The sequence below is a fragment of the Fictibacillus phosphorivorans genome, assembly GCF_001629705.1.
Lineage (GTDB): Bacteria > Bacillota > Bacilli > Bacillales > Fictibacillaceae > Fictibacillus > Fictibacillus phosphorivorans_A.
On record NZ_CP015378.1, the window covers coordinates 4,011,213 to 4,026,683 of the forward strand.

Sequence of the window (15,471 nt, forward strand, 5' to 3'; positions counted from 1 at the left end):
ACAATCATCAGCTCAAGTTACATCAAACAGGCAGCACCATACTAGCCGTTGTGCCTTCACCCTCTATACTCGTAAAACGAAGTTCACCGTTATGTTCTTTCATGATCTTAGAGCTGATCATCAAACCGAGCCCTGTTCCTTTTTCTTTCGTCGTATAAAAAGGCTCACACATTTTCTCAATACGGTTGCTCGGAATGCCACACCCTTGATCTTTTACAATTACATGAATCTGGCCATCTATCATCTGTGCTTGAACCGTGATCTCTCCGCCATCGACCATTGAATCGATCGCATTTTTCAACAAGTTGATCAACACTTGTTTCAGCTCGTTTTCTTCTGCATGAATATGTGGCAGAGCTTCAGGCATCTTCGTACGAATCTGAATGTTTTGTACGATCGCTTCAGGCTGAAGTAGGGCTTCCACAAACTCGATGATCTCTTTTAAACACGTCTTCTTAAACGTTCGAACTTGCGGTTTTGCCAGCAATAACAGCTGCCCCATAATCTGATCGATGCGGTCCAATTCTTTGTCCATGATGCTGTAGTAGTTGGATGGATTGATTCCGTGGCTTTCTTGTAAAAACTGAATAAATCCTTTTAGTGATGTCAGCGGATTTCGGATTTCATGCGCAACCGAAGCCGCAAGCTGACCAACGATCGAAAGTTTGTCGGACTGACGCAGCATATCTTCTGATTTTTTTCGATCTGATATATCACGCGTTACCCCAATGATCTCGACGACTTTCCCTGTGTCATCTGTAATGCTTTTGCACGATGTTTCTAACCACACATAATGTCCGTCTTTATGCTGCAAGCGGAAAGGAACCGTTTTCGTACATGGTCCAGCCATTAACTCTTCGTGTGCTTTTCTAGAAACTTCTTCGTCATCGGGATGAAGCATCCCATAGCCGGTTTCCCCTAAAATTTCTTCAGGTCTTTTCCCTAATAACGCATACGAGGCAGGTGAGATATACGTAAACGATCCATCAGCTTTATGTGTCGTGATCATATCCATCGCATTTTCAGCGAGCAGTCTGTATCTCGCTTCACTCTCTTCTAGCAGTTGTCGGGACTCGATCTTTTCCGTTACCTCCCGGCCAAATACAAGCAAGTTTTTGCGAGTTCCGTCTGGATGAAACACAGGAATTTTGTATACATCAAAAAAACGCGTACTGCCGTCTCGTGCAGGCACGAATTCTTCACACCTTACAATTTCTCTTGCCTGCCACACTTGCTCATCCGTTTCGATACAATATTGAAATACATCTCGAAAGTCAGGCGTGATCTCTGCTAAGTCAGCATCGGTCTTTCCTGTAAAATCGAATCCAGGCAGTTCAAAAAGTTCACCTACAAATTCATTCGCAAATATAAAGCGCCCATCCCCGTCTTTGATGCCAATAAAATCGGGAACAATGTTCATTAACGTTTTCATAAGAGGTTCCTGACAAGAATGAACGACAGCCGGCAATTCTTTCAAGATATAATAGCGTACAGAGCTCTCACCAAACGGCAAAGTCCCTTCACTCACTTTTACCGAAATAAAACCATTCACAGCAAGCAATGTTCCTTCTTCACCGTCTGAATGACGTAAAAGGACTTCTTCCACTGACTTTCCTGTTTCAAAGTCAGCTTGATCTGTCAGATTCAAATAATGTTGATTCACTGCCGTTATTTCTTCATTCTTATCCACTACCACAACCGCTTCAGATAGCTGATCGATAAATGTTTGGAAATATCCCATCTCTTTAGAAATCGCTGTCATTTCTCTTGTCCCCCCTTTATCCATCTAATTCTCTATTGTAACTATAGCAAAAAAGACATAATGATATAACAAAATTCGACAAATTTAGCTAAAAACAGTTGAAGTCAGTTCCATCCTACTATATTTCTTTAGATTTCCATTGCTTTACACTTAAGAATTTACTATATTTGATTAATGTAAGAGGTCTGACCTCTAGAAGAAATTTATAAAAGTAATGAGGGAATTTAAATGGGTGCTATAGGTTTGCTGTTTTCAGGTGGAGCTTTATTCTTAAATAGCTTAATGTTGCTTGGAAAAGCTGAAGAAAAAAGTGTCGCGTTTTTCAATATATTAGTCGGATTGCTTCAAGTCATCACACCGATTTATCTCATCATCACGTCTGATGGATCAAATTGGTCAATGTTCAATAACGGTGCTGTTTTCTTATTCGGGTTCACTTACCTTTACCTTGGGGTGACAATTCTAAAAGGATTCGATTCCAGCGGGCTCGGATGGTACTCCCTGTGGGTATCGATGATGGCCATCGTTTATGCACTTGTGTTTTACGTGCAAGAAAATGACGTAGTAAACGCTCTAACGTGGGTGCTGTGGGCGTTCCTTTGGTTTCTTTTCTTCTTGTCATCCGCACTTAAAAAGCCATACGATAACTACATCGGAAGAGTCGCTTTCGTTCAGTCATGGGTAACGTTAACGCTCCCTTCCCTATTCATGCTTCTGGATCTTTGGCAAAACGCTAAGCTTCAAGAAATCTGGACCTTTGTTTGCATCGGCTCCATGATTTATTTTGTAATAGAAGCGATTTTGTTTGCAAAATCGATTAAAAAAGAAAAATTAGTAGAAGAATTAGTTTAGGCGGAAGCCGGTCTCGATGTTTCGAGGCCGGTTTTTTATGTGTGGGTTCTGTGGGATGAGGTGTGATGAGGGTGCGGATCGCAATTAAGCCGTTTTGAGGAGAAATTAAGTCGGAGAAAGGTTCAATTAAGTCTATTTTGAAAAAATTAAGTCAAAATCCATACTAATTGAGTCTAATTCGCAAAATAAAGGCCATTCGACACAGCTCGACATGCTCACACAAATACTTCAATAAACAAAAACCCCTGTCTGGCGGCTGTAAACACAAATAACAGCTTTCAAACAGGGGTTATGATTCAATTATTTTACCCAGCCTAACAAAATTTCACGAAGGAACTTGCTAGCTGCGATTGGTGTTTGCTCGGAGTGGTCATAAACGGGAGCCACTTCTACTAAGTCTGCTCCGATCACGTTAATGTCCGCTTTTGCAATCAACTGAATCGCTTCAAGAAGCTCTTTTGACGTGATTCCGCCAGCTTCTGCTGTTCCTGTTCCAGGAGCTGCAGATGGATCTAACACATCAATATCGATCGTAACGTACACGTTACGTCCCTTTAATGTAGGAAGAACTTCTTTTAATGGCTCAGCCACATCAAACTTGTACATGTGCATGCCGCTTGTTTTTGCGAATTCAAACTCTTCACGCATACCAGAACGGATTCCGAACGAATAAACGTTTTCTGCGCCGATCAAATCACATACTTTGCGGATCGGTGTTGAGTGAGAAAGAACTTCTCCTTCATACTGCTCACGAAGATCAGCATGTGCATCAATATGAATCACAACATAGTCATCATATTTTTGCTTCAACGCTTTGAATACCGGCCAAGTGACAAGGTGCTCTCCACCCATTCCTAGCGGAAACTTGTTGTCAGCGAGTAACGTTGAAACGTACTCTTCGATCATATCAAGTGAACGCTGAGGATTTCCAAACGGTAACGGGATGTCTCCTGCATCAAAATAGTTCACTTCTTCAAGATGCTTGTCCATGTATGGGCTGTACTCTTCAAGACCAAGAGATGCCTCACGAATACGAGCAGGGCCAAAACGGCTACCCGGACGGAAAGAAACCGTCCAATCCATCGGCATGCCGTAAAGAACAGCATCAGCCGTCTTATAATCAGGCTTACTTAAAATAAACACATTTCCAGAATAAGCTTCATCAAAACGCATGATTTTACACTCCTTATGTAAAATACAGGACCGTCCTAAAAAGCAAGCTCACACTTACCTTTGACGGCCCTCATTTTTCTTATTTTTTACCTGTTTTCGGTGTTTGTTGCTTGCGCGCTTCCTCTTCTCCAAAAAAACTTCCTCGAAAAGTTGATTGGAGTGTAAGATGCGAGACTCCTGGGGGATCAGCGGGACAGGTGAGACACCTAAGGGCGCATGGCGCCGAGGTGGCTCACCGCCCACCCCCCGGAAAGCGAGCATCTGAAACGGAAATCAATCACTTTCAAAAGCAACAAAGTTTATAATTACAGATTTACTTTTTAATCAAGTCACTAACAAACTTCGGCAACGCGAACGCAGCTGTGTGAAGTTGTGGCGTCCAATATTTCGTTTCAATATCGTGGAAACGAGAAGCAGGAACTTCTAGCGGATCATGTTTCTTAGATCCGATCGTGAACGTCCAAAGACCACTTGGGTAAGTTGGGATGTTCGCAGTGTAAAGACGAGTGATCGGGAAGATCTCACTAACATCGCTGAATACTTGAGAGATCAACTCAGGCGTGAACCAAGGGTTGTCTGTTTGTGCAACAAAGATTCCGTCTTCTTTAAGTGCTTTAGAGATTCCTTCATAGAAACCTTTTTCAAAAAGCTTAGCAGCTGGTCCAACTGGCTCAGTTGAGTCAACCATGATTACATCGTACTCGTTATTGCTTGTTGCGATGTGCATGAATCCATCATCAACCTTTACTTCAACGCGCGGGTTCTCTAGGTCTCCAGCAATTTCAGGTAGATATTGTTTAGAATACTCGATTACTTTTCCATCGATCTCAACAAGAACGGCTTTTTCAACAGATGGGTGCTTAAGCACTTCACGGATTACTCCACCATCTCCTCCACCAACAACTAGAACGTTCTTCGGGTTAGGGTGTGTGAAAAGAGGTACGTGTGCTACCATCTCGTGGTAAACGAACTCGTCTTTTTGCGTTGTCATAACCATGCCATCAAGGATCAGCATGTTTCCGAACTCTTCTGTTTCTACCATATCTAACTTTTGAAATTCTGTTTGCTCAGATACGTAAGTTTTGTTAATTTTCATCGTAATTCCGAAATTTTCCGTTTGTTTTTCAGTAAACCAAATACTCATGTTGGTCTCACTCCTACTATATATTTTGAAATGCCAGGCATCGTTGTTTCGAGATTTTACAAACAAAATGATTATAGCATTCTGGGACCTAAGATTCCAATTCAATTTTTGTCAGAATGAAGTTAAACGAAAATAACTCCTCCTTATCCATACCATATTCTTAGTTTCCTAATCTTTAACCAATAAAATAGGTCATATCCCTCGCTTCTTTCGGCTGACTATTCTGACTACTTAAGTGGTATAATGGAGATAGCGTTCAGAAGGACAGACGGTCGGCGCATTCCCTTTTTTAAACTGAAGCTGGACATCTTGCGGGTATCCGCAGCTTACAGTTAAGGGGGGTGATGCCTCTGACGATTTTTGAGGCGTTGATGTTTGCGGTCGCTTTCAGCTCGCTTATCGTTACTGTCCTTACGTCTAAAAATAAATAGGCCTCTGTCACACGTGTAAAAGCACCGGCTTTTCGTTCCAGAAAATCCGGCCTCGCTTTACCGACTCGTGTGTCCCTTCTGGCGCCCATTCGTCCGTGTCTTGTGCACGGGCGATTTCTTTTAGTGCAAAAATCGGATAATAAGGAACAAAACTAGGGCAGCCCTTGTTCCTCTTGTACCATGAGGGGTATTAACAACTCTGATTCAAGAAATTGAGGACATAATCCTAGAAATTATTGAATTAATTCAGCGAGTTTTTGATATAATCCGGCGAGTTTTGATCATATATCGGCGAGTTGACAATAATCGACTCTAACCACCCAGCATTATACCCCTAACCAACATGTTGGAACTCAAGAATATAAAAAGCCATGAACACTCTAACCTTGGCTCATGGCTTTTAACCCTTATGAAACTACAGAACTATTCCTTACAATCGCATCTATAATAATCTCCCAATCATCTGTATGCAGTTCATGCCCCGTTCCTTCGAGCGTAACGAGTTCAGCATGCGGAATCGCTTTAGCCAGAGCCTGACCGTGTTCGAGCGGAAGGGCGCGATCTTCTGTTCCGTGCAGGATGATTGTAGGAACTGTAATTTCATTCATACGATCGAAATACTCTTCACCGCCGCCTAGAAACATATAATTAAATCGGCTTTGAATCTGTTTAGCACGCGTGTATTCTCTTTCTGCCAATGCGTACATTCTTTTCTTTTCAAAAGGTTTGGATCCCGAAAGCACTGCCCACCCATCTGCTAGATAAGCAACAGCCTCTTCTTTATCAGCCCAATTAATAGAAGTACTTTTTCCATGGAAATCTAAAATTTTCTGATCCATCTGAGGTAGCTCGGCTTGCTCTGTTCCAAATACACTGGATGCATGAATCGTCAGACTAAGCACACGTTCTGGATGCTTGATCGCCATAATCTGCCCGATCATTCCACCAAGAGACATTCCCATAATATTTACTTTCTCTATTGAATAGGCATCTAGAATGCCAAACGCGTCATCAGCCAGGTCTGTAATCGTATAGTTCGACGTGCCAGGTTCATAGACGACGGATTCACCGAGGTCGCGATGATCATAGCGAATCACGTATCTTCCTTTAGCTGCAAGACGCTCACAAAATTTCTCATCCCACCAATCGAGCGAAGACATCGCTCCCATGATCAGGAGAACAGGGGGATCATTCGGGTTACCAAAGCTTTCTGTATTTATTTCTACCTGATTTGTTTGTAAAAGTTGTTGTTTCATTCTGTTTTCCTCCGTGATTTTATTTTTGCCACTTTAAAAAGCGCAGATCAATAAGCACTCAACGGAGTTATCTTGGCCTGCACTTGTCATTATCGAAGTTTGATCCATTTAATGATCATGACGCGTCGGCCTCCTTCTTTTATATAATTAATGGTATTAGAACCGTATTTATTTTAACATAATTTTCTGAACTTTTTATCAAAAATAAAAAAAGCAACCCGCGATATCCACTCTCGGCTGCTTTTCCCATTTAATATTTAATTAACAGTACTTGTGGAGGTGGATGAGTAATCTTCTAATTAATAATCACTGAGGTATATCTAAAACAATGAAAGCCCTACCTCTCTTCCATCCTTACGGCTCCTTGTCCGTGCCAGTGTGAATCAGTATTACAACGATCATGTGATTATTGATTAGAATTGATGAATTGGTTTGAAATACATCATAAGGTTTTAGAGGAAAGTAAAATCAAAATTAAGGATTAACTTATTGTAGAAATTAAAGAGGTTACTTTAAGTAAGTTTAAGAAGTGTGTTGTCTCTGAAATGACTATTGATGAGACCCTATTTACGATCTCATACCATCTAATTCATTCTTAACAGAAACTTTTAATCTGGGTTTCAGTGATTCCTTTGATTACTTCAAGTTCACTAATTAAAAATCCATATGCATTTTCCAACATTTTTTTTTCGCTTGCATTCAGTGTTTTTTCTTTCTTCATACGCATTAAATCACGTACAACTTCAGCACCTTCGCGTATTTCACCTGTTTTTAGCTTGTCTGTATTTACTTTGTATCTTTCTTTCCACGTTAGTAATGTTTCAGATTCTCCATTTTGAAAATCGTGCATAATCTGCTTCAATGCTAAGAGTTCTGTAACAGGACGTATTTTAGAATTCATGATCTTACATGCCGGAATCATAACTTGCATGTTGCTGACTGACATCTTTATCACATAGTACTGTTGTTTTTCATCGGGGAATTCTTTTTCTTCAATGGCTTCAATTACACCTACTCCATGCATTGGGTACACAATGTTATCGCCAACTTGAAACAAATACTCCACCTCCAGATTTGCTAACCTTCTAAGAGTACCACACCCCTATAATTTAATCAAATATTTTATAATATCATGTTTGTATTTTTCATGTCAATCATTTTTACAACAAAAAAAGTGCCTCAAATTTGAGACACCCTACTCATCATAATCGCGCTAGCAGCTCTTTCGTTCGTTCTTTAGCGTTTGCGATCACTTTTTCTTCATCAATTGTCTTCAACTCACGGCCGCGCATGACAATCTTGCCGTCGATGATCACCGTATCAACATCTTGTCCTGTTGCAGAATAGACGAGAAGATTAGCATGTTCATGACTCGGCGTCAGATGAAGCTTGTTCATATCCATTAAAAGAATGTCTGCTTTCTTACCAACCGTTAAGGAGCCTACTTCATCTCCGATTCCAAGGATGTCAGCACCGTTCTGTGTCGCCATCGATAACACATCATGAGCACTGAGCACTGCCGCATCTTCGTACTTCAATTTTTGAAACCAGCTAGCAGCTTTCATTTCTAAGAAAAGATCAAGAGAACTAGCACTCGCTGGTCCATCCGTTCCTAATCCTACTTTCACACCGCTCTCCATTAAACGTTTCACATCACTGATCCCGCATCCGAGCTTCGCGTTGCTCACTGGATTATGAATGATTCCCCCCTGCACCGTTTTTAGCGTTTCATAATCTGCATCGTTAAAATGGACACCGTGCGCAAGCAGTACATGCCGATCGAACACACCTGCTTGTTTTAAATATTCAACGGGTCTTAACCCGTGCTTTTCTTGAATCATTTTCTCTTCGTCTTTCGTTTCAGCTAGATGAATATGAAGCGGAACGTTCTTTTCTTTTGAAAGATTTACAGCCGCTCTCAAAAAATCAGGCGGACACATATACGGTGAATGCGGTGCGATCATCGTTGTGATCCTTCCGTCTCCTTTTCCGTGCCAGCGATCAACAACATTTTCTGCTTCCTTCAACCGGCCTTCATAATCCGAATCCATCGCGATAAGTCCACGAGCGATGACGGAACGAATGCCCGATTCAACGGCCGCTTCCCCGATCGTATCGATTCCTATGTACATATCAGCGTATGATGTGGTTCCACTCTTGATCATTTCCGCCATTGAAAGAAGTGCACCCCAATAGCGATCTTCATCACTCATCTTCATCTCAAGCGGAAGCATCTTTTTATTAAGCCAAGTCATCAATGTCACATCATCACTATAACAACGCAACAGAGACATCGGTGTATGCTGATGTCCGTTCACTAAGCCCGGCAATGCCAGCATCCCTTTTCCGTCGAGCTTCTCAACCGTTTCGTCGCATTCAAAGTTTCCTATTGATTCGATTCTATGATCTTTTATAAGGATGTCTCCCGTGTTAACAACCCATTTTCCATCTGCCGAAGTCGTCATATATTGAATGTTTTGTATAAGCATGTTTCGAACCTCCTCTTTCTCACAGCCATTATAGCACTTCATTCCCTTATCACGTTTAAGGAGCATCTTTTTTCACCATACTAGATAACAAAATGAGAGTTTTTAAGGAGGGCGGATTATGAAGTTTTGGCAGATCTATAAAGAAGCTACGAAACAGCAGAAAATACGCTGGATGAAAAAATGGGGTCTTATCGTTACTGGATGCTTTGCATTATCCTTTGTTGGGCTTTTGCTGCTCGCTAAACTCATGGGCCCTCCCGCTCTGCTTGTTCCACAAACGACCATCATGTACGCAGCAGACGGTTCCAAAATGGGTGAGATTAACAACGGCGGTCAGAACCGCTATTGGGTTCCACTCGAAAAAATCGATAAACATGTGATCGACGCTACGATCTCTATTGAAGATAAAAGTTTTTATAAACATAACGGTTTTGATATGAAGCGGATCGGCGGTGCTTTACTCGCTGACCTTAAAGCTGGAGCAAAAGTTCAAGGAGCTAGTACCATCACGCAGCAGTATGCCCGTAATCTCTTTTTAACACATGACAAAACATGGCGAAGAAAGTTTCAAGAGGCGTTCTACACACTTCGTCTAGAGATGAGTTATTCAAAGGATGAAATATTAGAAGGATATTTGAACACGATCTATTACGGACATGGCTCTTACGGTATCCAATCCGCTTCTCGTTATTATTTTGGTAAAAATGCTGAAGAGCTCTCACTAGGCGAAGCAACGATGTTAGCGGGGATTCCTAAAGGTCCGAGCTACTATTCTCCCATCCTTCATGAAGAGAACGCGAAAAAAAGGCAGAGCATCATCTTACACTCAATGGCTGAAGACGGAACAATTAAGAAGGCGTCCGTTCAAAAAGCAGCAGCCGATCACTTAACTTATGTAAGAGAAGAAGAGGAAGAGATCGCAACGGTCGCTCCTTACTTTCAAGATGCAGTGATGCGTGCATTAAAAAAGGAACTGAACGTGAACACGAACTCGATACAGTTCGGTGGGCTTCGAATCTACACGACGCTTGATCCAAAAATGCAGGAAGTCGCTGAACACACGATTGAAAATCGTATCATCGATAACAGTTCGATCCAGACGGCATTAGTCGCTATGGATCCTCGAAGCGGAGATGTGAAAGCACTTGTTGGCGGCAGGGATTTTGAGCAAAGTTCGTTTAACCGTGCCCTTCAAGCGAAGCGTGCACCTGGTTCGACCTTTAAGCCATTTCTATATTACACGGCGCTTGAGCATGGATACACCGCGTCTACTCCTATTAAATCAGAACCAACAACATTCGCGATGGGAGATGGTGTAGGCGATTATAAGCCGAAGAACTTTAAGAACCGCTATGCGAATGATTTTATTACGATGGCTCAGGCGCTGGCGCTTTCGGACAATATTTATGCGGTAAAAACGAATCTCTATCTCGGTCCTAAAAAGCTTGTTAAAACAGCTAAGAAATTCGGGATTAAAAGTGAACTCGCTAGCATCCCTTCACTTGCACTAGGCTCAAAAGCAGTAGGTGTGTTAGAGCTTACGAACGCATACGGCGTTTTTGCGAATGGTGGTAAGAAGGTAGATCCTGTTTTTATCACGAAGATCACAGATTCTAAAGGCAAAGTGCTGTATGAACATAAATATGAGAGCAAACAAGTGATCGATGAGAACAAAGCGTTTGTCATGACTGATCTGTTGGCTGGTACGTTTGACGAAAAGCTAAATGATTATACGAGTGTAACGGGATCAAGTATCAACCATTACCTGACACGTCCGATGGCTGGAAAATCGGGGTCTACGCCAAATGACAGCTGGATGGTCGGATATTCTCCTCAGCTTGTTACAGGAGTTTGGGTCGGATACGATAACAACGAAGAGCTTCATGATGTGAACGATACAGGATACTCAAAACGAATCTGGGCTTATTTTATGGAAGGTGCGTTGAAGAACAAAGAGATCTTATCATTTGAACAGCCAGAAGGCGTAACAGCGGTGACGATCAACCCGCAAAACGGAAAGCTCGCTACCGATAGCTGTCCAATAACGCGTATCTCTTATTATGAAAAAGGAACAGAACCTGTAGAATATTGTGATGAACATGGTGCTTCAAATGAAATTAAAGCCAAATTAGAGCAGAAAAAAGAGGAAAAAGGCTTTTTTAAGCGGATTTTTTCTTGGTGATGTAGTTTAGAGTAGTTTGGGGTCGCTGCTAGAAGCATTGAATCCGAGAGTTTCGGGTCTGAATCCAAAAGTTTTGAACCTGAATCCAGAAATATGGAGCCGCAATCCACAAATTTGGGTCCAGTATCCACGAGTCGACAAGATTTGTACAATCTTTGAAAGCAATCTGTAAAAAGACAAAATAAAATGCCCGGAGCTCTACTACAGGAGCCCCGGGCACTTTATTGTCCTAGAAACATTGTGTGTACAATGCTACCTATATTTTAATGGAAGTGCTTTCTTGTCACAAGTTATTTGCAAAATGTTCAAAAAAGGTTCATAACTTTGCCATTTTTATTCCACTAATGACTTGATTTCGTCACTAGAACGGTTCCACATCGCTTCGTCATGTTCTTTAAGGAAGTTCCCAAGCACGCGACGAGCGTTTTGGTCCATATCCTCTACGATCACTTTACCCTTCATGGATTTATCCATACGGTTCACGTGTTCTGGAAGACTCTTATATCCTCTTCGCGCTTCAACATCTACCTGCATCTCGCAGGCAGTCAACCCGAAATAAAACGGTCCTTCTGCTTTTCTGTTAATCGTAACCCAAACGAGCCAGTAAAGACGGGGGTTCGGCGTATCTTCACGATTCGGCGTAAACTTGATACGCTTCTCCACATCGCTTCTCGCGTGCATCGCTCCCATATCGATATAAGCGACGGACTCTTCTACATCAACGATCACAGGTGTAACATGATCAAGTGTTAAACTCCCCACACCATATCCGCCATGCCCATCTGTTGAGTCACCGCTGATGATGGTAAAGCCCATCCCTTTTTTCTTTTTATCTGCATCATTGGAATTGAAAAAATCTTTCATGCTTCCAGCTCCTCTAAACATTCATTGTTATCACGTATTGTATCACAAATCATAAAAAACTCTCAGTTGGAAACTTTAAAGATAATTGTTGAAATCACACTTAAAAACGAATATTATATATCATGTACTTATAAATCGTTCGTATTTTGGAGGTTCTAACGTATGCTTTCTTCATTTTTTAAACTAAAAGAACTTGGTACGACCATCAAAACAGAAATATTAGCAGGAATCACTACTTTCCTAACGATGGTGTACATTGTTATAGTCAACCCAATCATCTTGCATTCTGCTGGTGTTCCTTTTGACACCGTGTTTATCGCTACGATTATTGCCACAGTAGTTGGTACGCTTTGGATGGCTTTAATGGCCAACTACCCGATTGCCATTGCTCCAGGTATGGGACTGAACGCTTATTTTGCGTTTTCTGTTGTAGGAAACCACCCCAATATTGATTATCGTATTGCGTTCGGGGCTGTATTTGTTGCTGGTATTCTTTTCGTCATCTTATCGTTAACACCGTTTCGTGAAAAATTGATCGAATCCATTCCAGCAAACTTGAAGCACGGTATTACAGCGGGTATCGGATTGTTTATCGCGTTCATCGGTTTACGTCTTACTAAAATTATTGTAGCTCACCCTGATAACTTAGTAACATTAGGCAATATGCATTCACCGACGGTACTTCTTGCTCTTGGCGGACTTGCTATCACGTTGATCTTTATGGGATTGAACGTGAACGGTGCTTTATTCTTCGGTATGATCATCACGGGAGCAATCGCTTACTATACAGGGCACTTAACATTTAAAGAAGGTTTTGTATCTACACCAAACTTGCCATCAGAACTTTTTATCTTCGGTGATCCGATCACAGCCTTTTCTGATGTGTTTCAATATGGATTATATGCCGTTGTATTCTCCTTCTTGCTTGTTACGATCTTTGATACTACGGGTACGATGGTAGGTGTAGCTGAACAAGCTGGACTGATGAAAGGCAACAAGATGCCTCGTGCACGCCAAGCATTGTTAGCTGATTCTATTGCAACGACGGTTGGAGCTGCATTTGGTACGAGCCCAACGAGCGCTTATATTGAATCATCTTCTGGTGTTGCTGCAGGCGGTCGCTCTGGTTTAACGTCTGTAGTGGTAGCTATGCTATTTGTAGCCGCTGCGTTCTTTTCACCACTCGTTGGTGCGATCTCAGGCTTAGCCGCAATCACTGCGCCAACACTGATCATCGTTGGAAGTTTGATGCTTGGTTCTTTAAGTAAAATTAATTGGAACGAACTTGATGAAGCATTCCCGGCGTTCTTGATCATTTTAACGATGCCATTAACGTCTTCTATCGCAACTGGTATTGCATTAGGATTCATCTCGTATCCAATTCTCAAAATTGTAAAAGGTAAATATCGTGAAGTTCCGTTCTTGGTTTACTTATTTGCGGTGTTGTTCTTCTATCAACTAGCGTTTTTACCTCATTAATTATCGTTCTGAAAGTTGTTAATTTCCGTTCCAGGCGGCTTCGCTTTCCGCGGGGTGTGCGGTGAGCCTCTTAGCGCTCTGCGCTGTTAAGAGTCTCACCTGTCCCACTCATCCCGCAGGAGTCTCGCGCCTTGCACTCCAATTAACTTTTCATCGAATAAATAGAAGCAATGATACATCAACAAAAACAAAGAAAAAGACCGGCTGCCCCTAACAATAAAGGGCTGACCGGTCTTTTCTTATTCTGTCTCAAACACAACGGCTACTTTTTCCTTCTTTTCATCGACAAAGAATTCTTTCGATACACGATACGTGCCTGCATCCTGTTCTTTTAGATCAATGGATTGATCATAGTTTGATCCAGCTTTCACCATGATCATCTGCTCAGTAAACATTTGATTGTTATTCACTTTCTCCCATTTACCGTCTGCCCATTTTTCTAGTGCATACGCGGTTCCTGTACCAGCTTCTTTATCGGATGAGTTTTTCAACGTTAATTTTGCTTCTTTACTATTTTCTTGGAGTGCGAGTTCAGCTTGTACACCTTCTTTTTCAGCTGGTATCTCGTTCTTAACTTGAGGCGCTCCGTTCTTTTTTTCCTCATCAGGCATTGCTTTAGAGCCGCAAGCGGCGAGGAGAACGAGCAGACACGCCATTACGATCAGCTTCATGTTTTTCATCACTAAGCCCCCCTTTTACCCTGTTAGTCGTACCTCTTATTAAAAAGTTTCAGTTAAACTGTCGTTTATAAGGAGAATGTGCTGGATATGCTGTTAATAGAGGAGGCGCTAGCATGAAACTTTGGCTTGTTGCTCTAATTTTATCGCTCTTGTTTATAGGGCTCGGAATCGGCTATTACGCAACGCGCCTTTATGAAAAAAGTGTGGCAAAAGGCTTTTTTATGACGCTGCTTGGTATTATCGTTCCATTTACGATCTTTATCACATTTATTTATTTTTATGGTCTTTACAATAACGGCCATCCCTTACAATTTAGATGGTAAATAAAAAACCTGTTCATCAGCGCATGTTTCACGCTAACTCAACAGGTTTATTTTTATTGAACTTGACCTTTTAATGTTTCAATATAATGAAACGCTTCGTTCATCTCTTCTTCTGTATACTTTTGTTTTGCTTTCACCGTTTGTACTTTCTCCTTGATCTCGTCCTTCTCAAGTTTCTCGAAATACATCACGGTAGAGACTAATTCTAAGAATCTAGAAGACTGCTCGTTCATGGAGCGAACACAACTCCCTAGTTTTTCAATCTCTGCACCATATGTGGAAAGAAGTTGCTGACCTTCTTCGTTCACGGCATACCGGTATTGCGAATAGCCGCTCACCTTTTCTTTTACCTCATGTATGTATCCCATGTTGCAAAGTTCTTCAATTTTAAGCGTTAATTCTTCGGAATATGGGCCGTAAAAATGAAATTGATATTTTTCTTGGAAAGGAAAGTTTAGCTTTTTTGCGATGTATACCATCTTTTGAAGCTTTTTCCGACCGACGACTTCTCCGGCTTCTTGAATCAAGGTGACTACCTTTAAATGATCCTCAAACACAGTACGTTCCCCCTAACATCCTTTTTCGTTTTTATTTATCTATTTTTTCTCTGGTTATTCAATGTTTATTTTGTAAGTAGTCGATTTCCGTTTCAGGTGCTCGCTTTCCGTGGGGCAGGCGGTGAGCCACTTGCCGCTTTGCGCCGTTAAGTGTCTCACCTGCCCGCCTGTCCCGCAGGAGTCTCGCACCTTACACTTCAATTCAACTTGCAGTGGTGTCTTTTAATAACAAACTAATAAAGACTCTTTGTGTAAAAAAGTCACAAGAAAATTAAAAAT

The 15,471-nt window shown here is 41.6% G+C and carries 13 protein-coding genes; 4 read left to right on the forward strand and 9 right to left on the reverse strand.

Going from position 1 to position 15,471, the window contains the following annotated elements; all coding sequences use genetic code 11:
- Positions 1–22: 22 nt before the first annotated feature.
- The gene (locus ABE65_RS20345) at positions 23–1,762 is read right to left on the reverse strand and encodes a PAS domain S-box protein (RefSeq protein WP_066399092.1); all 1,740 of its coding nucleotides are present in this window, start codon (positions 1,760–1,762) and stop codon (positions 23–25) included.
- 228 nt (positions 1,763–1,990) lie between these two features.
- Between ABE65_RS20345 and ABE65_RS20350 the strand changes: the two genes are divergently transcribed.
- A complete protein-coding gene (locus ABE65_RS20350) occupies positions 1,991–2,614 on the forward strand; it encodes an AmiS/UreI family transporter (protein WP_066399097.1) in 624 nt (207 codons plus the stop codon).
- 300 nt (positions 2,615–2,914) lie between these two features.
- Here the strand turns inward: ABE65_RS20350 and speB are convergent, their stop codons facing one another.
- The 5 genes from speB to ABE65_RS20375 all read right to left on the reverse strand — a co-directional run bounded on the left by speB (position 2,915) and on the right by ABE65_RS20375 (position 9,107).
- Entirely contained in the window at positions 2,915–3,787 is an 873-nt protein-coding gene (speB, locus tag ABE65_RS20355; RefSeq protein WP_066399100.1) for an agmatinase, read from the reverse strand.
- Between the two features lie 313 nt (positions 3,788–4,100).
- On the reverse strand, positions 4,101–4,931 hold the full coding sequence (gene speE, locus ABE65_RS20360; protein WP_066399102.1) for a polyamine aminopropyltransferase: 831 nt from the start codon (positions 4,929–4,931) through the stop codon (positions 4,101–4,103).
- Positions 4,932–5,769: 838 nt separating this feature from the next.
- A complete protein-coding gene (locus ABE65_RS20365; protein WP_066399103.1) occupies positions 5,770–6,618 on the reverse strand; it encodes an alpha/beta fold macrolide esterase in 849 nt (282 codons plus the stop codon).
- A 595-nt stretch (positions 6,619–7,213) separates the two neighbouring features.
- Positions 7,214–7,675 carry a CarD family transcriptional regulator gene (locus tag ABE65_RS20370; RefSeq protein ID WP_066399106.1) on the reverse strand — a complete coding sequence of 154 codons (462 nt, stop codon included), beginning with the start codon at positions 7,673–7,675 and terminating at the stop codon, positions 7,214–7,216.
- 145 nt (positions 7,676–7,820) lie between these two features.
- Complete coding sequence (locus tag ABE65_RS20375; protein ID WP_082861532.1) at positions 7,821–9,107, reverse strand: amidohydrolase; 1,287 nt, start codon at positions 9,105–9,107, stop codon at positions 7,821–7,823.
- A gap of 118 nt (positions 9,108–9,225) precedes the next feature.
- Between ABE65_RS20375 and ABE65_RS20380 the strand changes: the two genes are divergently transcribed.
- Positions 9,226–11,289, forward strand: a complete 2,064-nt coding sequence (locus tag ABE65_RS20380; protein WP_066399114.1) for a transglycosylase domain-containing protein — start codon at positions 9,226–9,228, stop codon at positions 11,287–11,289.
- Between the two features lie 333 nt (positions 11,290–11,622).
- Here ABE65_RS20380 and ABE65_RS20385 read toward each other — a convergent pair whose 3' ends face one another.
- The gene (locus tag ABE65_RS20385; RefSeq protein WP_066399117.1) at positions 11,623–12,153 is read right to left on the reverse strand and encodes a YwhD family protein; all 531 of its coding nucleotides are present in this window, start codon (positions 12,151–12,153) and stop codon (positions 11,623–11,625) included.
- Between the two features lie 162 nt (positions 12,154–12,315).
- Here ABE65_RS20385 and ABE65_RS20390 point away from each other — a divergent pair, with 162 nt between their 5' ends.
- Positions 12,316–13,632, forward strand: a complete 1,317-nt coding sequence (locus ABE65_RS20390; protein ID WP_066399124.1) for an NCS2 family permease — start codon at positions 12,316–12,318, stop codon at positions 13,630–13,632.
- Positions 13,633–13,871: 239 nt separating this feature from the next.
- Here the strand turns inward: ABE65_RS20390 and ABE65_RS20395 are convergent, their stop codons facing one another.
- Complete coding sequence (locus tag ABE65_RS20395; RefSeq protein WP_066399127.1) at positions 13,872–14,312, reverse strand: immunoglobulin-like domain-containing protein; 441 nt, start codon at positions 14,310–14,312, stop codon at positions 13,872–13,874.
- Positions 14,313–14,425: 113 nt separating this feature from the next.
- On the opposite strand from ABE65_RS20395, the gene ABE65_RS20400 reads away from it, so the two are divergent.
- Positions 14,426–14,635, forward strand: a complete 210-nt coding sequence (locus ABE65_RS20400) for a hypothetical protein (RefSeq protein ID WP_066399131.1) — start codon at positions 14,426–14,428, stop codon at positions 14,633–14,635.
- A gap of 53 nt (positions 14,636–14,688) precedes the next feature.
- On the opposite strand, the gene ABE65_RS20405 is transcribed toward ABE65_RS20400, so the two are convergent.
- Positions 14,689–15,192, reverse strand: a complete 504-nt coding sequence (locus ABE65_RS20405) for a YwgA family protein (protein WP_066399133.1) — start codon at positions 15,190–15,192, stop codon at positions 14,689–14,691.
- Positions 15,193–15,471: the final 279 nt, after the last annotated feature.